The sequence below is a fragment of the Okeania hirsuta genome, from assembly GCF_003838195.1.
Taxonomy (GTDB): Bacteria; Cyanobacteriota; Cyanobacteriia; order Cyanobacteriales; family Microcoleaceae; genus Okeania; species Okeania hirsuta.
The window spans coordinates 1-20,155 of sequence record NZ_RCBY01000145.1 but is presented as its reverse complement, the minus strand read 5'-3'; the positions used below and the strand labels follow the sequence as shown (position 1 = coordinate 20,155).

Here is a 20,155-nt window from a genome sequence, read left to right as displayed (position 1 = left end):
TAATAATTGAAGGTTGAAGATATATATCAATTTAAACTAGAACTCATATAGCAATCAGGAATCAGATGTGAGAATTGAGATGTTCCTTTAAAGTATAGAATATAGCAGTTATCTTACTCATATATATTTGTTTTTTTCTTATTCTTTGTTGCCTGTTGCCTGTTGCCTGTTGCCTAAAAATCTCCAATATCTCACAACTAAAATCACATTGCTATATAATATTTTGACATAAACTCCAGAGTCAAATTTTGAAGACTTTCATCTAGAAACTCCCATATTTTCTCAGTAATAGATTCTGGTACAGCTACATAAAATGCTTGAGCAATACCTCCAGCAATACAAGCAATAGTGTCACTATCTCCACCTATAGAAACAGCATTTCTAATTGCATCTTCAAAATCTGTAGATTCTAAAAAACAAATTATTGCTTGGGGAACGGAACCTTGACAAGAAACATCAAATTTATAAGTAGGTCTAATTTATGCTAAAGTTTGACTCAAATTATAGTTAAAATTACTCTCAATATAAGACTTTATTTCATCCTTACTTTTTCCTATTCTAGCAAGAAAGATTACTGCTGCTGTAGCTTGAGCACCCTTAATTCCTTCTGGGTGGTTATGGGTAATTTCTGCACTCTTTTTTGCCTCCATTAATACTGTTTCCAAGTCATTAAAAGCAAATCCCACTGGACTAACTCGCATTGCTGACCCATTACCCCAACTATAATAAGGTTGCTTACTATCAGATTTATTCCACTGTCTAAAATTGAAGCCATAACCTGCGTAAGGATAGCGACGAAAATACTCTTTAACTGTATCAATATATTCGCGATTATTGAAGATAGAATCCGCAACTGCTACGGTCATAACTGTATCATCTGTAAATTGACTTTGACTACTAAATAGGGGAAAATCTTTGATTTTAATATTATTATGTTCATAGACAGATCCGATAATATCACCAGCTATTGCTCCTAACATTTTGCTCTTACCTTTATTTATTTAATTAACATTTTAACAAAAAAAGCAACAAAGTCAATATTTGCTTTGTTGCTTAATTCCATGGAGACTTCTGGTAATACAACAGATTTATGATTAAGATTAAGTAGATAAGCATAAATAAACCATTTTTTTAACGTTTAATTAGAGCCACCTACTTATCATCTGTAAATCCTGTTTTACTTTTGTCATTCAATAGACCTCTTGCAAAAGTTTTAATTAAATAAATTCAAGATATGAAATTCTTGATTTCATCCCCCTATTCCCTATTCCCTATTCCCTATTCCCTATTCCCTATTCCCTGACTTATGCAAGAAGTCTAATTACTTTTTATAGCTTTTAATTGTTGGCGGAATTCCTCTAATTTTTGTTTATCCTCAGCAGTCATATTTTCCTTATTTTCCAACTCTAAAATCTTTTTAGCTAGGTCTAATTCCCGAATCGGATTCCAAGTTTTATCATTTGCTTGAGCAAAACCAGACCAACCATGAGGTTCGAGAACTTTTGCTTCTTTATAGTTATAGAAAAAATCACGAATTTTCTGTTTTAAATCTGCTGGTAAATCTTGACGATAAGCAATTGGATCGCTAGGAATTAAAGTAGAAGTCCAGATAGTTTCTATATTAGCTCTTGCTTTTGGATTTGTTTTTTGGAGTCGGTCTAAAGATTCATTATTATTAGTAGCTACATCTACTTGATTATTAGCTATTGCTAAAGCTGTTGCTTCATGACTGCCTGAAAAAACTAAGCGTTTAAATGCTTTTTTGGGGTCAACTCCGTTTTGAGCAAAAACATAGTAACTCGGTACTAAAAAACCGGATGTAGAGTTTGGATCGTTAAAAGCAAAAGTTAAATTACTTGCATTTTTAATCACATATTTATCGCCTCCCATTGCTTTAGCTTGAGCAACTATAGGATTATTTTTGTTAGTAATTAAATGAGAGTAATAACCTTTACCACCTGCTGTATCTACTACCTGGGCAAAAGCTTCAGCTTTAGAACGTTTTGCTGCTTCAATATAAGATTTTCCTCCATACCAAGCTAGGTGAACATCCCCAGTTCGCATGGCTTCAATTACTGCGACATATTGAGTCACATAAAATGCTTTAACTGGTAAACCAATAGAGTCAGAAAATGCTTTGATGAATGGTTCCCAAATTGGTCTTTGATTACTTTGAGATTCGGTGGAAATAATCCCAAATTTTAGTTCTTTTACTTGAGCTAATGTTTGAGGTGAAAAAGTTAAATTAGCTAATTTTGCTCCGGCTAAGGATAGAGCAAATAGAGATGAATTTTTAACAAATTTACGTCGTTCCATAGGGTTCTTTTCTCTGGAAATATTAGTAGTTGTCAGTTATAGTTTGGTACCAATCAGCTTTTGTGTTTTTTTACAGACAGATTTGTCCGTCGATCGATTATCCTATATTAATGTTAAGCCTTGGTTAAGCTCCCTTTCGAGAATTTTTGAGTTAGAAATTGGCGATCGCTACGAAATAAATACTAGCTATTAAACAGCTATAGCTCAGTAGCAATCAGCTTTTGTTTTTTCAGAGACAGGTCAATCTGTCTAATACATTATTAGAGTGCCGCTACGCGGAAGTTAAAAGTCAATCATTTTTGATTTGTAATTGTTTTAGGATTTTGTAACTGGTCAGTTATTTCCACCATCCTCCACTAGATTAATGTTAAGCTTTGGTTAAGTTCATTTTCTAGGATTTTTGAATTAGAAATTAGCGATTGCTACGAGATAAATAATATCTATAGCAATCCTATTTTATTCGTGTCAAAAATCTTACTGCTTTTTAGGGAACACTTAACTGGGAACAGGGAACAGGTAAGAGTTTCAGTTTTTTTATTTACTTTTTGATTTGTCACGACCTATTTAGGATTGCTATATGAAACAGCATCATCGCAATAATTTTCGGCTATCAAGTTTTGCTGATTTTATTGACTGTTAATAATTGAAAAATGACACTTAATTAGACTTTTTGATAAATAAAGTTTATAGCAGTATGAGCTGCTATATAATTTTTTTTATGCAGTTAAGGTATTTTCTGAGCACCTAGGAAAAATTCTATCAGGCACGCTTTAACGAAAAAAAATTCCCACCATAATCTTAAAGTTTGGTAGAGAATAATGTTAATTAGTTGTTAGCTGAAAGGCTGGAAATAACTAACTCTAATAATTAAGAAAATGCAGTTCTATCTAGTTGGTCTAATTGGTTAATAAATTCTATTTCACCAGATTCTATTCCGTCTTGGTAAATTACTTTCTCACAAATATAAAAGGCTAAGTGCTTTTGAGAGGGGTCTAAAGACCGCGCGGAAATACAGCAGATTCCACCAAAGGTGAGGTACACCCCGAAGCGGGCAAGATGCCCGCACTTGCATTCATTCAATTGTTAATCTCTGTACTTTATATACTTAGAGTCTGCTGTATCAAAAGCTTAAAAATCAGACAAAGCCAGATTTTTCCTTCTTGCTTATTGCTTCTTCCTTCTTTCTTCTGCTATATAAAAAACTCTCCACCATAATGTAAAATTTAGTATAGAATAATGTTGATTACTTGTTAATTTAAAAACTGTAAAAAGTTAATTCTAATAATTAAGAAAATACCAATCTGTGTAATTGGAAAAAGAATCTCATTTCAGACTCTTTTACTTCTTTGTCTATGTGAATTACTTTATAGCAAATGTGAAAGGCTAGATGCTTCTCAGAATCTGTTAAAGGCTTTAATGCCTCCAAAGCAAAATTAAGTGCTGTTCCAGGATTGTTTGCAGCACCTTTAGATTGATAAATTCTAATACATAGGTCGATAAAGGGTCTTACTTCATCTGGAGAAGTTCTCAACAGATAGGAACCATCATCAACAATGAAGTTCTTTTCTTGTTCAGAGGCTTGACCATCTACAACAGTAGCTAGCGCAGCCAATTTTAAAATATTTTCAGCAGTAGGATTCATAATTCCCTTCCATTAAAGTGATTAGAGAAGTGGTTATTCATTGAGGTAATTACATCAATAACTAACTAATCTTCTTACTAATCAGCCTAAATCAAAATCATCAATTTTCAGTTAATTCACTTATCAATATTTGGCAAAAAATATTTCGATGACAATTAGAAATTCTCATAACTTCCGGTCAACTAATTTTTCCTATTTGTAGTCAAATAATGTTTTCTCAAAAATATAAATAATATATAAAATTTTATTACTTCTAAGTAAGTATTTTGATATAGTAATTATTTATATTTATTTATGCTAATATAATTACATCTCTTGCCAAAGTTCCAAGAATGAAAATCAATCAAAATCAACTCAAAAATCATCTTTGATTCCTCTAATCACAGCCATTTATTATCTGCTAACCCACTCATAAATAAATAATTATTAAATCTCAAAAAATCAGTAAAATTATTAACTATAAATACCTAAATTATATTTTTAGTGTTTCTCTATACATTGCTATAACTAAAATTATCTCTTGGGCCGAGGTTTATTTACCAGGAGCTGGTTGGGTTGTTCTAGACATCACCTCTGGTTTTTTGACAGCAGAAAATCACATTCCTCTGGTCTGTACTCCCGAACCCACTGCAGCAAACCCAGTAAGAGGCACCACCGAACCTTCCGAGTCTAACCTGGAATTTTCCGTTACTGTTTCTCGCTATCAAGAAAAACCCAGACCTACCAAACCTTATACCGAAACGCAATGGCAAAAAATTAACACCCTTGGTCGGCAAGTAGAGGAAAAACTAAGACGTTTGGGTTTGGGGTTAACTACCGGAGGGGAGCCAACCTTTATTTCTATTGATGATTTTGAATCACCTCAATGGCGAGTAGAAGCGTTTATTCAATGGCGACAAATAGCTGGATTTAGAGATGTTCTGGTTCATAACTATTTAAACATTAATCTAAATCGAGTTTGGGGTGTATAGCGCTACGCGCAAGGCAAAAGTCAAAAAGTAAAAGTCAAAAATAATCGATGACTGAGTGTGATAATTTAGAAATGTCCTCACCTTTACTTAAATTGCTATAATTGAAAAGGATTTATCTATCTCTTAAAGAAAAAGTTGAAAATTTACTATCGTCTTAAAATTAATTTTTTTTTATTTTTAAGTAGATATAAACAGGAAATAAATATGTTGAAATCGTTGAGTATAAATAATTTTCGTTGCTTCCAATCTTTTGAACTTCAACAACTTAGCAGAGTTAATTTGTTGGTGGGGATGAATAATAGTGGAAAAACTTCAATTTTAGAAGCTATTCAACTTTTATATTGCTCGTACCAACCCGAACAATTCCAGAAAATTATGTTTTATCGAGGAGAGTTTTTATTGAAAGAACGCTCTAAACAGCTAGATATTTGTCACCTTTTCTATGGACGTGAAATTTCAGTAGGAAGCAAATTTTCTATAGTAGGAACTAATGATAAATATCAGGAAAATCTAATTGCTTCAATACAAGTAGATTCACCGAATAAATTGGATGAAAAAAAAGCTTTATTCGATGATTCAGAAGAATTGAGTTCTGAATTGGATAATTCAGAAGAAATTACTGATGAACTAGAAATAGATGAATTAGAAGATATTTTTTTTATGCTTGATTGGAAAAAAAAAGAAGTTAGCATAAGACGCAGATTATCACCAGATGGAGGTATGGATATTCGTATGTTAAGGTCATCTAGAATAGCTACAAAAGCAGTTACAAAATCTCAATTTATTACACCTTTATCTTTAGATATTAACGAAATTACTCAATTATTTGATGAAATTGTCTTAACACCAGAGGAAACATTGACCCTAGAAGCACTGCAAATTATTGAATCTAAAATTGAACGTATTGCTTCAATAAGCCCTTAAAAATACGGTTATAATAATAGAATTGTAGGAGCAAGAGGTGGGTTTCTAGTAAAAGTTTCTGACCAAAAACAACCCATACCTATTGGCAGTATGGGAGAAGGAATGTGGCGAATTTTAGCATTAGCTATCGCTCTTGTTTCTGCTTAAGGTGGAGTGTTACTTGTAGATGAAATTGATACGGGTTTACATTTTTCTACAATGTCTGATATGTGGAAACTTATTTGGAAAACAGCAAAAAAATTAGATGTTCAAGTATTTGCTACTACTCATAATAGTGATTGTTGGAGTAGTCTTGCTGATGTTATTCAAAATGAAGATTTAGAGGGTGAAGAAATTACAATTCACAGAATAGAAGCTAATAAAAATGCTTCTGTAGTTTTCACAGAACCTGAAATTGTTATTGCTGCACAACGTCACATCGAGGTGCGATAGTAATGGCAACAAAAACAAGAAAATTACCTCCTAAAAATAAACTATTGGTAGAGGGTGCTGAGGATCAAAGAGTTATTCCATATTTGATAGAAGCTAATGATATTCCTTGGGAAGATAAAAATAAACAACCATTTGTATATATTGAATCCTTTGATGGCATAGAAAAACTGCTAAATAAAAATGTAATTTCTACAGAGTTAAAAGCATCTGGACTTTCTGCATTAGGTCTAATGGTTGATGCAGATGATAATTCAAAGGATAGATGGCAAAGTATTAGAAATGTTTGTTTACCAAGTCTTCCTGATTTTCCTGAAAATTTACCAGAAATAGGTCTAATTCATCAGACAAGTTTTGGTGTTAAATTTGGAGTTTGGGTGATGCCAGATAATAAAATTTCTGGAATGTTAGAAACATTTCTGACTTATATAATTCCTGACGAAAAAGAATTGCTTTGGAATTATGCACAAACAGCAGTTAAATAAGCTAAAAATCAAGGTGCGCCATTCATAGAAAATCATACTGATAAACCTAATATTCATACATGGTTAGCATGGCAAAATACTCCCGGTCGCCAATTACATAATGCTGTTATGGAAAGAATATTAAATCCCAAACATCCCCAAGCTCAAATATTTATTAACTGGTTTAAAACATTATATGACTTGTAAAATTTATTAAATTTAATTTTAACTATGGCAATCATTGTCGAATTTGTAAAAAATCCCAAAATAGATAAACAGTCTCAAAATTTTACTTTTGTTAGCTCTCTCCTTTTTTCAGGATATTTTCTACAAAACTCAAATATGACTCCCATATCAAAATTATGAGTTATACAAATTGAAGTTATCTATAAAATTATTTATAGTCATTCTGAATAAGACTGGAACACTTTTTTAGGTGAAACTCTTTCAAGGTAAGAAACCCTTGTCTCAATCTTAACTGGAATGACTATATAATTTATATAACTCTCAAGATAGGAGCAATCGCCTGACGAAATTGACAAAATCCTATACCAGTTAACTGTTTAATTTATCTGTTAATTATTAATTGTTGAACTCAACATATCTCGTACTGCCATTAAAATTTTGCCTAATTTATTTTTCCCACTACCATCTTTTCTCTGACCCCAATATAAATCCACGGGAGATTTATAAACAATTTCTTCATTCCCAGTAGACAGTAATATTTCCCGAATCTCAGAATTAGTAGCAAATTTGTTGAATACTGCCTTTTGCATAATATCATATTTTACCTGTTCCCAATCTGAACGTAATGGGCGTTTGCGATCGCCTCCCAGATTTGCTGCTTCTCCTGGTGTTGCTGCTAAACGAATTTCATCAGCATCAGGCATACCTGGAAATTTTTGAGCTTGAAAATAATGTTCGCTAGTTGGCCACCAATAACCATCTAATTCAAAACCATGAGCAGAACAATTGGAAAAACAACCGTATCTGCTCAGAGTGCTATAAAATGAAATTGCCATAATATCAATTTGATAAATGTTTGCTACAAATAGCTAGGATATTTTTTAGGAGTCATGAAGTCAGGAGTCAGGAGTCAGGAGTCAGGAGGAATTAGAAAGATTTATTCGTACAATAAAAAAATGATAAATTCCATAAATTCTAAAAATTCAACTTTTTTCCCTCTTTTTTATTATGTTTTTCTTTCCCAGTTAAGTTTTCCCTAGGGCAATCAAACTTTGTACCTCCAAGACTCGAAAACTGCTGTAAGTTTTTTCATACTTTTAAACCTTCTTCCTTCTTACTTACCGAAAAATTGTGGTTTAAAGCCTCTCCTTTTAAGGGGATAATAAAGAAAAATTTTTTTTTGAGTCAATCCTATCAGTTTTAAAGGAGAGGTAATTGTTAATTATTAATTATTAATTATTAATGATTAATTGTTGAACTTACCAGGTGACTTGATCGCTTAACTTATCTAATATTTGAGGTCCAATTCCAGACACTTGGTCTAGGTCAGCTAAAGATGTAAAAGGTTTATTTTGTCTAGCTTGAATAATCCGCTCTGCTAATTTTGGTCCAACACCAGGTAATGTTTCCAATTCTTTAGCAGTAGCTGTATTGAGATTAATCTTAGTGTTAGTATCTATTGTGGGATTTTGAGTTTCTGTTAATTGATTGCCACATTCTTTTTGTTGTTTCTCTACTTTTTTAATCAACCAGGATGGTATACCCAGAGTAGCTGTTTGATAAAGTCTTTGAAATTCACGGTCAAAATGAGCTGCTACTGTAGAATTTTCAATTATCAATAAAGTTTCATCGTTGTTTTTATTAGCTGCTTCAGTCCAATTGTGAGAACCAGTTATAACAATCGAATTATCAATAATTCCGAATTTGTGATGCAGGCGATCGCCAGGGAGTAAATTTGGTACTCCTACTGTAAAAATTGGTTTCTCCCAAGTCCGATTATCTGCTTCATATTTACATTTATTAGCCAAGGCAATACCCATCATATCTAATCCTTCACTATAATAGCGATAGGCAAAACTTGGATCGATTAAACCTTGAATTAATACTCCTTTTTTAGATTGATTTTCTAGAGTATTAACTAATGGTTGTGATGAAAATACAAAGAGGGATAAATCAATAGATTTTTGTGCTAATTCTAATGTTTGATTAATTAAACCATTAGTACTTTGCTGCCAAGATTTAGTATTAGAAATAGGAGAAAACTTTACTGCCACTTTCGTATCTCCAATAAATATTTGTCTGACAGGTCTAAATGGTTTTTTCACGCCAAACTTACTATCCTGTTTTCCACCAGGTCCGTCTCCCCATAAGAGATTAAATTCTTCTGTGAACAGTTCAGCTAATTCAGAACTTTCTATTTTTAAAAGATTATTAGCATTTCCTCTACTCATAGATTCTGAAAAATCTCCATGAATACCGCTATTAGTAAAATTAGCTGAAGTAACAATAATAGTTTGACCGTCCACAACCACAAATTTGTGGTGCATAAGGCCACTACCCTTAGAACCATCGGCAGTGTCATCAATCAAGGGAACCCCTGCATTAGTTAAGATCACAAGAGCATCACTGCCGTTAATTTCATCTTGACTAAGATAACCATCCATGTTGTTATCAGCAAGCTGAAAAAATTCTATGTAGCGTTCGTGCTCCCGTTCAGATAGTTGAGTTACTTCAAATTCAGTCAAGCTTCCCCAAGAACGATTGTAGGTGTTTTCAATAATTACTCGTACCTTTATCCCTGCTTGATAACGTTCGACCAAAGCTTGAGCAATACCAGGTAAACGTAACTCTTGAACCGCCACATCTACACTAGAAGTAGCATTAGCAATAGTATCAATGATTATTTCCTCAAGATTATCTCCCAACCTAGTTTGCTGGCGATCAGACTCAGTATAGGTTGAAGCTTGGGACTGATTAAAATAAGCTTCAATTAAGGGGTCTTGTGGTAATTGGGGAAAATGAGGAACTAACTGCTGATTTGTATTCTGACAAGCAGTGAGACTCAGAACCAATAGTAAAATATAAACAAAGCGCAGTTGAGTAGAAAAAAATAGCACTGATTTAAGGAAAGCCAATATCCTATTAATTAGGGTGAGATAGTTCACAAGGGTAGGTTTTTTACTTTCTGGTTGGACTAGACTTGGAGGACAAAGATGACTTGGGAGAAAAAAGCGTAGATATTATGAGTTTGAATGTATTTCTGCTTACCGAAAAATTGTGGTCTAAAGTCTCCCCTTTTAAGGGGATAAAAAAGAGAATATTTCTGATATCAAGTCTCCTTATTGCAGAGGTACTGTTAACGCAGTTCCGACCATAGGAGGCTAAATGATAACTGAAATGACCTGCCCACAGAAATCTTAGCAAAAGTCCCCCTGAAAGGGCTATGGTTTATAAACATATTTCTTAAGATAAAACTTGACAAAAGAGGGAAGTTATGTAAATGCCATTAAATGAATATTTTGGTAACGTATTTAATTTAGAGGCTTTTCTCCCCTCATCTCCCCAGGGCTAATTTTTTGTCGTCAGATAATATTTATATGAATTATGAAATACATTTAATTGTGCAAATATACGAATCTCCCCCCTCCTGTAAGGAGGGCTGTTTCAAAGTATAGTATATTAACGATTTAGGGAGAACGGGAGATGAGGGAATAGGGAAACACTGAAATTTACTAAAATTTGCCGATTTTTTAGCCAATAGCTGTAGTTAAACTCTGAGAGGATATCTGGTTCAACGTCGCTTAAATGACAAAAATTCGTATTTTTGACCTTCAAGGATAATTGATAAATTTGACTGAAATCCTGACTATGTGTGCCAAAATTTCCTAGTTATCCCCATCTATCTATCTCCCTCTCTGTTTTTCGCATCGGATGAAACAGCCTTGCCCTCCTGGAAGGAGTTAGGGGTGGTTGCCCATCTCCCTATCAATTTTTCTCTAGTGACAATGAATGAGTCCTGCCCCATCTCCCCACCTCCCCATCTCCATGAGGTACAAAAAACTAGGATTTGATATTGCTTTCCGTTCCGGACTGCTCCTGCAAACCCTGTAGGTCGCTTCGGATAAAAATTAGGTTGCAGGTGCGTAAGCCCTATTAACTAAAGAACTACACTAATTTATAATACCTAGTGCAGTGGCCTGAATCTTAAACATTTTTGTTAGTTCTATTTGAATCATTAGAAAATATTGATGTTGAATATTGTGTCATAATGGCCGATAATGTTAAATTGAGAGTGCACTATGATGCTACTAAAGTGTAATAAGTAGTTTGTGGATTTTTCAATCAGGTCTTGAACAAAATATTTAACGATGACCAAAACTGAGAGAACTTGGTAACAACTAACTTTGCTGTTTTATGCCGAAAAGAAAAAGGACTTTTCCGTGTGGCCATAAGGGATATGGGAGAAAATGCCATCGTTGTGAACAACAGGAGATGGCAAAGCAAAGAGTTGATGAAAAAATAGCGGAAAAGCGAGAAAAAAAGTTAGAATGGGAAGCTTCTTTCGATGGTGATTTGATAGACTTGAGAGGTTTACCAGATTATGTAGTGGTTAAAGCCAGGTCAATTATTTCTGCATTAAATGATAATCAAAGCTATCGAGAATTTGGAGGTAAACGGCTCCGCCATAATCGTTTCATAGTAAGTATACCTGTTACTCGCAACTATAGAATGATTTGTCAAGATTATGGTAATTTTGTCATACCACAGAAAGTTATGTCACATGAAGATTATAATGTTTGTAAACCTAAGTAGCTATTCAACAATTAATAATTAATAATTAATAATTAATAATTGCCTCTCCTTGAAAACAAGAGGATTAACGAGACAGGAAAATTTTTTCTTATCTTGCTATCATGGATATTGCTCTGAGACATTGCTATTCCTCGACCGCTTTTTTCTCCTTTAAAGGAGAGGCTTTAAACCTTAATTATTCGCTAACTTTTTAGAATTTAACTATTAAAAGTATAGAAATATCTGAGTTACAACAGCCACATTAAAAATAATTCATATATATAGCAGTCCTATTAGAATTTTTAAGCAAATATCTGGGAATTTACAGAGTAGATATATCGCGTAATTTTGTCTGACTACTTAAACAATTTTTATTTACTTTTTCACTCCTTTATCTCAAAAATTCTGTGACAATATTTTGATTATATTGTAGAAGTTAATGATAAAAACGGATAGACATGATGCAAATTTATCTAGACTATAGTGCCACAACACCAACAAGCCCAGAAGCGATCGCTGTTATGCAACAAGCTTTTACCCAACAGTGGGGTAATCCATCTAGCTTACATAAATGGGGCCAGAGATCGGCAACATTAGTCGAGAGGGCAAGAATAAAAGTAGCTAATTTGATCAATACAGTGCCAGAGTCAATTATTTTTACTTCTGGGGGGACTGAAGCTGATAATATGGCAATCATGGGTGTAGCACGTTGCTATGAAAAACCCCAACATATCATTATTTCTAGTGTGGAACATTCTGCGATTTCAGAACCAGCAAGAATGTTAGAAAATTGGGGTTGGCAAGTTACAAGATTACCTGTCAATAGACAAGCAAGGGTAGATCCAGAAAAACTACAAGCAGCATTACAAGCAAATACAGTTTTAGTATCAATAATTTATGGTCAAAGTGAAGTAGGCACTCTCCAACCTATTGAGGAACTAGGTAATATTTGTCGTTCTCATGGGGTTTTATTTCATACTGATGCTGTTCAGGTGGTAGGACGTTTACCAATAGATGTACAAAAACTGCCAGTAGATTTATTATCTTTATCAAGTCATAAAATTTATGGTCCTCAAGGTGTGGGGGCGCTTTATATCAGAGAAGGTGTAGAGCTAGTACCGATATTGACTGGTGGTGGCCAGGAATTGAAATTACGTTCTGGTACTCAGGCCGTAGCAGCGATCGCTGGTTTTGGAGTGGCAGCAGAATTAGCTAATGAGGAAATGACGACAGAAACATTAAGGTTAATCAGATTGCGCGATCGCTTATTTGAACAGATGGCACAAACTCCTTATGTAATTTCTACTGGGGATAGATGGCACAGACTACCTCATCATGTTAGTTTCTGCATTGTTCCCCCAGAAGTTGAAATAGAGGAAACGGAAGATAAAATTACAGGTAAAACTTTGGTGCGACAGTTAAACTTGGCTGGAATTGGTATTAGTGCTGGTTCAGCTTGTCATAGTGGAAAGGTAACTCCAAGTCCAATATTACTGGCAATGGGATATACAGAAGAGGCTGCAACTAGAGGTATTCGTTTAACATTAGGACGAGAAACAACGGAAGCAGATATTGATTGGACAGCAATGGTACTGAAACAAATTTTGGAAAGACTGATGCCTAGAAAACTTGCTATTGTGAATTAAAAATAAATATACCATTTCAGGAGTCAGGAGTCAACCCACCCCTCGCCCCTCCCCCTCCCAGGAGGGGAAGTCAGGAGTCAGGAGGAAAGAAGAAGGACAAGGAGAAGAAAGTTTTTTTATAGCTAATTAAACGGATATGATATTAAGTATCAATGATATCATGTCCGTTAGGGCGCGTTTGTGTAAACCCAAGCATGAATATATGAATATATATAGCAAATTGAAGTTTTTTCTTGCTCTTAACTTAAGCCTTCCTACCTCTTGCCTCTTGCCTCTTCCTTCTTCCTTCTTCCTTACCTTCGCGCTTACAATACCGATGCTACCGGACATAATCTGACAAATAATTTTGTCTTACTCTCTCTCTGTAGGCAAGGAATTAGGATATGTATATTGTGATCGCTTTATTCAAAGTAAAAGTAGTACAAATTTCAACTATATTAATTATTCCCAATATGATTTGTTCAATGGCAGTATTTAGTCTTTCATAACTTTTGTTATTTTGAAACTTAGTATTAATGTGCAAAAAATACTATTACTTAATATCAAGCACATTAGTCAAAAAAGTAGTAATTATCTTTTTCTTTTTGGGGTTAATACCTTACCGCCTACAGGGTGTTTATAATTCCTTGGGTTTTGAGTCGCCATTCACTTTTCTCTACTTCTTTTTTCCTTCTTTCTTCTTACTTATTCCTTATTCCTTCTTAAACAAGTCTAAAAATATTATATAATTTGAATGGTAATTTTCAATTTGAACTAAGATTAACAAAGAAAATATACCAATAACTCATAGTCTCAAAATTCGGAGAAAAAAATTGAAAAATCAACAACAAAGTTTACAAACATTAATATTAGCAACTGTTTTATCATTCGTATTGCTAATTGGCTTCAATTCCTTTGTAATTATTAATCCTGGTCAAGCTGGTGTTATTAGTATTTTAGGTAAAGCTAGAGATGGCGCTCTCTTAGAAGGCATTCACTTTAAACCTCCTTTGATTTCTCAAGTTGATATCTATGATGTGACTGTACAAAAGTTTGAAGTTCCAGCCCAAAGTTCTACAAAAGATTTACAACAATTATCAGCAAGTTTTGCAATTAACTTTCGCTTAGACCCCGTGCTGGTAGTAAAAATCAGAAGAGAACAAGGAACTCTACAGAATTTAGTTGCGAAAGTAATTGCACCACAAACTCAAGAATCTTTTAAAATTGCTGCAGCTAGAAGAACTGTTGAAGAAGCTATTACTAAAAGAGTAGAATTGAAAGCAGACTTTGATAATGCTTTAGGTTCTCGTTTAGATAAATATGGCATTATTGTGTTAGATACTAGCGTAATTGATTTAACATTTTCTCCTGAATTTGCTAGAGCAGTTGAAGAGAAGCAAATTGCCGAACAAAAAGCACAACGAGCAGTATATGTTGCTGAAGAAGCAGAACAAGAAGCTCAGGCAGATATTAACCGTGCAAAGGGTAAAGCAGAAGCTCAAAAACTATTAGCTGAAACACTAAAAGCACAAGGTGGTGAGTTGGTTTTACAAAAAGAAGCGATCGAAGCTTGGAAAGCAGGTGGTTCTCAGATGCCTAAAGTTTTAATTCTGGGAAATGACAAATCTCAAACAGCTCCTTTTATTTTCAATCTTGATAATTTGGATGAAAATAAATAGCAGGGAATAGGGAACAGGGAATAGGGAACAGGGAAAAACATTGGCGTTGCTGAGTGGTAATGATTTTTAGATTAAGTCTCAACGCTAAACATCAGTTTTTCAATTTTACCTTCAGCTACTTAACATTACATTTGAGCAATGCCAAAATATTTCCCTGTCTGAGGTTCATGATCGGCATAAGTCCTAAGTAACTTGTTCCTTGCTATAAATTAAAAAATTAAAGTATAGGAGGATATTTTTTTCAAGAAATCTCTTAGTTAACTGTTTCTAATTCTGACGCACGCAGACGAAATTATACACCATTTGTAGGAGTTAACGGCCGTTAACCCTATATTTGGTGGTTATGTGTAATACCAATTTGAAAAAAGAATGTTACGAATAGTAAGAGCAATAAAAAGACAAATGCAGGAGATATTCCTTTGACTAAAAAGGTAATTTACGCCCTAAAAAATGGTATTAAAGCTATTCCCATACGACTCCTGACTCCTAAGAAATACCCTAGATATTTGTGGCAAACATTTATCAATTTGGTATAAGTCCTGACTACTTTAAAAGTTCTGCAAATAACAACTATTCAACTAAAATTTGAGCATCAGATGAAGTTTCTTCTGCTGGAGTTGGTGAAGCTGTTGCCTCTGTTTCTGGAATCACAATTTGCTTTTTAGGCTTTTTAGAAGGTTTATCAAGCTCTTCAAGTGGAGTTGATATGGGGAATGATTTTTTGCTCTCCTTCTTAGAAGGTTTATTGAGTTGTAGACCAGAAGGTGACTCGGTTGCTTCCGGTTCTTGTATGGGTGCGGGTAACTCAGTTGCTTCTGGTTCAGAGCTAGGAATAACTTTAGGTATAGGGTTAACTAAATTAATGTCTAGCTTGTAGTCAGTACCAGGTAAACCAGGTAAGGGAGCGAGAGTTATTTTGTAGTCGCCATCATTAGGTAGAGTTCCTTTCCAGATAGATACTTTCTCAGAAATTCCATCTACTGGTTCACCGTCTATTGCTACTAAACTCATTAATACTCCTTCTCCTGTAACTAATAAATTCAAATTTTGCCCAAGACTCCCAGAAATTATATAGTCAATACTTTCATTCCCTCTCAAGCGACCTTCAATAGATATCGGTTCTCCTGGGGATATATTCAAACGTTCTTCTGAAGTAATTGATGGAGATGGAATTATCACAGGAGCAGGAGTCTCCGGAATAGGAGTAGCATTCGGTAGTATTGTGATAGGTATTTCTGGTGTTCCAGATGGTACAGGAACAACAGGTAATGGTGATGGCAAAGTAGGTGATAGTGTTGATGTAGTTGTTGGAGATGGGGATGAAGTGGGTATTGGCGATGATGGAGGAGGGGCGAGGGTCGGTACTGGTATAGGATTCATTTTCGTTGGTTGCTGAAGTTGAGCTTCTTGTTGTCTGCGCTTGAGGAAAAAATTAACTGCACTCCAAGATACGACGCCAGATAAAACAACTAATACTGCTACTAATGCAGTTGCAACCCACTGGTGATTATCAAAAAAGCTATGGTTGCTATTGGGGTTAAGGTTTTGATTTGGAGTTGCTCCTATTGTTGGTTGTTGAGAAGATGAAGGATTATTTTGTTCTTGATTTATGGTAGGTAATTGCTGAGATTTGATATGGGGTAATCTTTCCAAAGCTTGATCTACCTCAGTAACAGACTGATAGCGATCGCCCGGTTGATGACTTAACATTCTATTGATGACCTCAGCTAACCCTAGACTAACTGCTACCCACCGTTGCCAATTCCAAGTTAATGTGGTTTGGTCGATTAATTGTTGGGGTTCTTTTCCCGTCAATAGTACAACTACTGTAACTGCCAAAGCATACAGATCGCTATTTGCTGTTGCTCTTCCCAGTTGAATTTGTTCCCAGGGAGCGTAGCCAAATTTTCCTACATTTGTCAAGGGTGCTGCTAAGTGGGAAGATTGAACTTTTGTTGCGAGTTCTTTAACTACTCCGAAGTCTATCAATACTGGCATTCGATCGCTTTCTCGCCTAATGATATTGTCGGGAGATATGTCTCGGTGAATGATACCAAAACTGTGAATATGAGCTAAGACGGGTAAAATTTGTTGTAAAAAAGTTAGCACTTCTGCTTCTGAGAACAAACTATCTGTTATCTGACGCTCTTGCAATATGCTGCGATAGGTTTTGCCTTCGATATAATCTTGTAAAAGGAATAAACGTTGATTTTCTTCAAAAGTTGCTCTGAATTTGGGAATTTGAGGATGTTGAATTTGATAAAGAATAGCTGCTTCGCGAGAAAATAGTTCTTGAGATTTAGTTACTGCATAGGTATTTGTTTGTAGGGGAATAAATTCTTTGAGAGCGCAACGCTCGTTAAAACGACCTGTATCTTCAGCTAGATAGGTACGTCCAAAACCACCTTGACCGAGAATATTAATCAAGCGATAGCGGTTTTGTAAAATAGTTCCTACAGGAATTGGTGGTTGCATAATAATAAATTTAATTTAATAGGGAACAGGCAATAGATCACATCATTTCTCAAAAACTTTTCTACATTTTCTTGAGTGGGAGAGTGGGGGAATAGGGGAATAATAAACATAAGAATAATTAACACGAACTGACTAATAATTATCAAAAATATTTTTCTGCCTGTATTAATTATTTAATAATTGAAGTATCGCCTAAGTATAGTATGACTTTTAGTAATTGGTATAATTGAAATGTGTTTTAGTTTAATATTTTTTGTATGAATAAATAAATTTAGCGATCGATTTCGAGAGAAAACCAGAGTAATTTTTTCAGATATTTATGATTTATTTCTCCCGATCAATTATCTCTATTATCTTTTTCTTTTGGGTTTAATATCCCACACCTCATAAGCGGTGTTTACAATTGGTTAGAGTTATCAAACACGAAGTGGTAGGTTGTTGACTATCCCCACCCACTTTCTCCTTTTCAAACATAGAAAAAATTACTCTTACTTGATATTATCAAATAGTAGTTGACACTCCTGTTCTCCAAAACACTTGATTTCTGAATTATCTGTAGATGCCTACATCTACAAATTACTCTATTATTAACAGATTAAAAGTTCCTATACTTGTGGGAAATTAGTAATCCATTTAATTAGTATTTTAGCTGTTGATAATAGAGTTTAATTTTAGGAAAAGAATGAAGATACTGCATCAAATCATATTCCCTTCCCATGTTGTTAAGGCCATTAAAAATGGCAAGATTTATGACCTTAACTATAGTATTGAGGTGAGCTTAATTTTTAACTATGAATTAAGCCTAGCCTTAACTGCCTCCTGTACTTTCTTTCCATCAGCTTTACCCTTCAACTTTTGCATGGCCGGACCCATCACCTTACCCATATCTTTCGGAGAATTTGCCCCTACCTGAGCAATAATTTCATCAACGATCTGAGCAATATCTTCATCAGACAATTGTTTTGGTAGATATTCTTCAAGAATGGCCAACTCTGCGGCCTCTCCATCTGCTAGTTCCTGACGACCTGCTTGAGTATACTGCTCTATTGAATCCCGGCGTTGTTTAGCCAATCTTGTTAATATATCCATTTCTTGAGTCTCTGTCAGAGAATCCTTTCCTGCTGCCCTAGCATTGGCTTCCTCTTCTAGAATTACTTTTTTAATGCTACGAACTGTTTCCAGACGAACCTTATCTTTGGCCTTCATCGCCACTTTAATATCCTCTGTAATTCTGTCCTTTAAACTCATAATCTCACTCCGGATACCAATTCACTATAAAGTCATTTTATAGCTATATTAATACTCTATTAAGGTTTTTAGTCAAACATATATTGCTTTTGACTTTGGAACTTTGACTTTTGACTTAAGAAGTTAGTATCTATCAGAAAAGTGGAATTTACTTAAGAGATTTTACGTTTTTTAAAGACCTCCATAATTTTCTTACTAAATATTCAACATTCATCTGACTTAATCTAGCAAATATTCTTGGTATATTACTAAAAAAACGATCTTTCTATCAATAAAAATACGGAAGAATATTTTTAGTTTGAGATGATAAGATCGCAATGAATAAAGGTGCTGCGAGGGCTTGCCGTGATCCGTGCTACTTTACCAATTCAGGCTCCTGTGCCTGCTACTGCTAACGATCATAATAGATTGAGGCTTTTCTCTGGATCTGCTAACGTTCCTTTGGCTACGGAAGTAGCTAGATATCTGGGTTTAGACTTAGGCCCAATGGTGCGTAAACGATTTGCAGATGGAGAACTATATGTTCAAATTCAGGAATCAATTCGAGGCTGTGATGTTTATCTAATTCAGCCTAGTTGTCGTCCAGTTAATGACAACTTGATGGAAATGTTAATCATGGTAGATGCTTGTCGTCGTGCTTCTGCCAGACAAGTGACTGCGGTTATTCCTTACTATGGTTATGCTAGAGCAGACCGTAAAACTGCTGGTCGAGAATCAATTACTGCTAAATTAGTGGCCAATTTGATTACTGAGGCAGGTGCTAATCGTATTCTAGCAATGGATTTGCATTCTGCCCAGATTCAGGGTTATTTTGATATTCCGTTCGATCATGTTTACGGTTTACCGGTAATTTTAGATTACTTAGTAAGTAAGAATTTATCTGATATTGTTGTTGTTTCTCCGGATGTGGGTGGGGTGGCAAGAGCTAGAGCTTTTGCGAAAAAGTTAAATGATGCCCCATTAGCAATTATTGATAAGCGTCGTCAAGCTCACAATGTGGCAGAAGTGTTAAATGTGATTGGTGATGTTGAGGGAAAAACTGCTGTGTTGGTAGATGACATGATTGATACGGGTGGTACTATTTCCGAAGGGGGACGACTTTTGCGCGAAAAAGGGGCGCGACAAGTTTATGCTTGTGCTACTCATGCAGTATTTTCACCACCAGCAGTTGAGCGTCTTTCTAGTGGGGTATTTGAAGAGGTGATTGTTACTAATACTATCCCATTCTTGGAGGAACATAATTTTCCTCAGTTGACTGTTCTTTCGGTGGCAAATTTATTGGGTGAAACTATTTGGCGCATTCACGAAGATACTTCAGTTAGTAGTATGTTTCGTTAGAATTTGCTGTTCTGAGATACTAGCTCGCGTTTTCCTAACTATTTTTGGGAGGGAAGAATTTGGAGAATTTAATCTTCACTAAAAATTAATAGAAAGAAAATTTTTGTGAAATCTATCGGGAGCTGGATATTCGGAAAATTAGTTCTTTTTTACTGTCTAGGGTTAGACCCACAAGGGTCTACCTACTTCGGTCAATTATGAGAAGGAAAATTTAATCTTTATTTGCTTATAAAGGAAGAAAGAGGAAGGAAGAAGGAATAATCTGGCTTTGTCTTAGTTTTAAGCT

14 protein-coding genes and 2 pseudogenes are annotated in these 20,155 nt (G+C 34.7%); 9 read left to right on the top strand and 7 right to left on the bottom strand.

The genetic code is table 11. The annotated features are described in order from the left end of the window. Positions 1–203: 203 nt before the first annotated feature. Both D5R40_RS21250 and phnD read right to left on the bottom strand, forming a co-directional pair. Positions 204–980: pseudogene (locus tag D5R40_RS21250) on the bottom strand (ADP-ribosylglycohydrolase family protein). A 337-nt stretch (positions 981–1,317) separates the two neighbouring features. Then, on the bottom strand, positions 1,318–2,316 hold the full coding sequence (phnD, locus tag D5R40_RS21245; protein WP_124155158.1) for a phosphonate ABC transporter substrate-binding protein: 999 nt from the start codon (positions 2,314–2,316) through the stop codon (positions 1,318–1,320). Between the two features lie 43 nt (positions 2,317–2,359). Here phnD and D5R40_RS35745 point away from each other — a divergent pair, with 43 nt between their 5' ends. Beyond that, positions 2,360–2,509, top strand: a complete 150-nt coding sequence (locus D5R40_RS35745) for a hypothetical protein (RefSeq protein WP_161564402.1) — start codon at positions 2,360–2,362, stop codon at positions 2,507–2,509. 1,092 nt (positions 2,510–3,601) lie between these two features. Here the strand turns inward: D5R40_RS35745 and D5R40_RS21240 are convergent. Then, a complete protein-coding gene (locus D5R40_RS21240) occupies positions 3,602–3,958 on the bottom strand; it encodes a tellurite resistance TerB family protein (protein WP_124142691.1) in 357 nt (118 codons plus the stop codon). Between the two features lie 581 nt (positions 3,959–4,539). On the opposite strand from D5R40_RS21240, the gene D5R40_RS21235 reads away from it, so the two are divergent. From D5R40_RS21235 to D5R40_RS21225, 4 genes and pseudogenes are all read left to right on the top strand, one after another. Continuing rightward, positions 4,540–4,929 carry a HepT-like ribonuclease domain-containing protein gene (locus tag D5R40_RS21235; protein WP_240038724.1) on the top strand — a complete coding sequence of 130 codons (390 nt, stop codon included), beginning with the start codon at positions 4,540–4,542 and terminating at the stop codon, positions 4,927–4,929. Positions 4,930–5,133: 204 nt separating this feature from the next. After that, complete coding sequence (locus tag D5R40_RS39920) at positions 5,134–5,853, top strand: AAA family ATPase (RefSeq protein ID WP_240038723.1); 720 nt, start codon at positions 5,134–5,136, stop codon at positions 5,851–5,853. Between the two features lie 153 nt (positions 5,854–6,006). Continuing rightward, positions 6,007–6,285, top strand: coding sequence for an AAA family ATPase (locus tag D5R40_RS39915; protein WP_240038722.1), 279 nt, complete (start codon positions 6,007–6,009; stop codon positions 6,283–6,285). 2 nt (positions 6,286–6,287) lie between these two features. Then, a pseudogene (locus tag D5R40_RS21225) lies at positions 6,288–6,953 on the top strand (DUF3226 domain-containing protein). A 368-nt stretch (positions 6,954–7,321) separates the two neighbouring features. Here the strand turns inward: D5R40_RS21225 and ybiA are convergent. Continuing rightward, positions 7,322–7,768 (bottom strand): riboflavin biosynthesis intermediates N-glycosidase, encoded by a 447-nt coding sequence (ybiA, locus tag D5R40_RS21220; protein WP_124142689.1) that lies wholly within the window; start codon positions 7,766–7,768, stop codon positions 7,322–7,324. Between the two features lie 423 nt (positions 7,769–8,191). Further along, a complete protein-coding gene (locus D5R40_RS21215; RefSeq protein WP_338043110.1) occupies positions 8,192–9,784 on the bottom strand; it encodes a DUF655 domain-containing protein in 1,593 nt (530 codons plus the stop codon). 1,342 nt (positions 9,785–11,126) lie between these two features. Here D5R40_RS21215 and D5R40_RS21210 point away from each other — a divergent pair. From D5R40_RS21210 to D5R40_RS21200, 3 genes are all read left to right on the top strand, one after another. Beyond that, the gene (locus D5R40_RS21210; protein ID WP_124142687.1) at positions 11,127–11,525 is read left to right on the top strand and encodes a DUF7682 family zinc-binding protein; all 399 of its coding nucleotides are present in this window, start codon (positions 11,127–11,129) and stop codon (positions 11,523–11,525) included. A gap of 440 nt (positions 11,526–11,965) precedes the next feature. Further along, positions 11,966–13,150, top strand: a complete 1,185-nt coding sequence (locus D5R40_RS21205) for a cysteine desulfurase family protein (protein ID WP_124155159.1) — start codon at positions 11,966–11,968, stop codon at positions 13,148–13,150. 812 nt (positions 13,151–13,962) lie between these two features. Further along, complete coding sequence (locus D5R40_RS21200) at positions 13,963–14,808, top strand: prohibitin family protein (RefSeq protein WP_124142686.1); 846 nt, start codon at positions 13,963–13,965, stop codon at positions 14,806–14,808. A 570-nt stretch (positions 14,809–15,378) separates the two neighbouring features. Here the strand turns inward: D5R40_RS21200 and D5R40_RS21195 are convergent. Beyond that, positions 15,379–17,283 carry a serine/threonine-protein kinase gene (locus D5R40_RS21195; protein ID WP_124142685.1) on the bottom strand — a complete coding sequence of 635 codons (1,905 nt, stop codon included), beginning with the start codon at positions 17,281–17,283 and terminating at the stop codon, positions 15,379–15,381. Between the two features lie 789 nt (positions 17,284–18,072). Then, a complete protein-coding gene (locus D5R40_RS21190) occupies positions 18,073–18,531 on the bottom strand; it encodes a GatB/YqeY domain-containing protein (protein ID WP_124155157.1) in 459 nt (152 codons plus the stop codon). 345 nt (positions 18,532–18,876) lie between these two features. Between D5R40_RS21190 and D5R40_RS21185 the strand changes: the two genes are divergently transcribed. Next, positions 18,877–19,869, top strand: coding sequence for a ribose-phosphate pyrophosphokinase (locus D5R40_RS21185; RefSeq protein WP_205127185.1), 993 nt, complete (start codon positions 18,877–18,879; stop codon positions 19,867–19,869). The last annotated feature ends 286 nt before the right edge of the window (positions 19,870–20,155 follow it).

What these genes read in the sequence shown, in the direction of transcription:
- D5R40_RS39920 (WP_240038723.1), top strand. Translation starts at nt 5,134, where the DNA reads ATGTTGAAATCGTTGAGTATAAATAATTTTCGTTGCTTCCAATCTTTT.
- ybiA (WP_124142689.1), bottom strand. Translation starts at nt 7,768, where the DNA reads ATGGCAATTTCATTTTATAGCACTCTGAGCAGATACGGTTGTTTTTCC.
- D5R40_RS21195 (WP_124142685.1), bottom strand. Translation starts at nt 17,283, where the DNA reads ATGCAACCACCAATTCCTGTAGGAACTATTTTACAAAACCGCTATCGC.
- D5R40_RS21240 (WP_124142691.1), bottom strand. Translation starts at nt 3,958, where the DNA reads ATGAATCCTACTGCTGAAAATATTTTAAAATTGGCTGCGCTAGCTACT.
- D5R40_RS21210 (WP_124142687.1), top strand. Translation starts at nt 11,127, where the DNA reads ATGCCGAAAAGAAAAAGGACTTTTCCGTGTGGCCATAAGGGATATGGG.
- D5R40_RS21205 (WP_124155159.1), top strand. Translation starts at nt 11,966, where the DNA reads ATGCAAATTTATCTAGACTATAGTGCCACAACACCAACAAGCCCAGAA.
- phnD (WP_124155158.1), bottom strand. Translation starts at nt 2,316, where the DNA reads ATGGAACGACGTAAATTTGTTAAAAATTCATCTCTATTTGCTCTATCC.
- D5R40_RS21190 (WP_124155157.1), bottom strand. Translation starts at nt 18,531, where the DNA reads ATGAGTTTAAAGGACAGAATTACAGAGGATATTAAAGTGGCGATGAAG.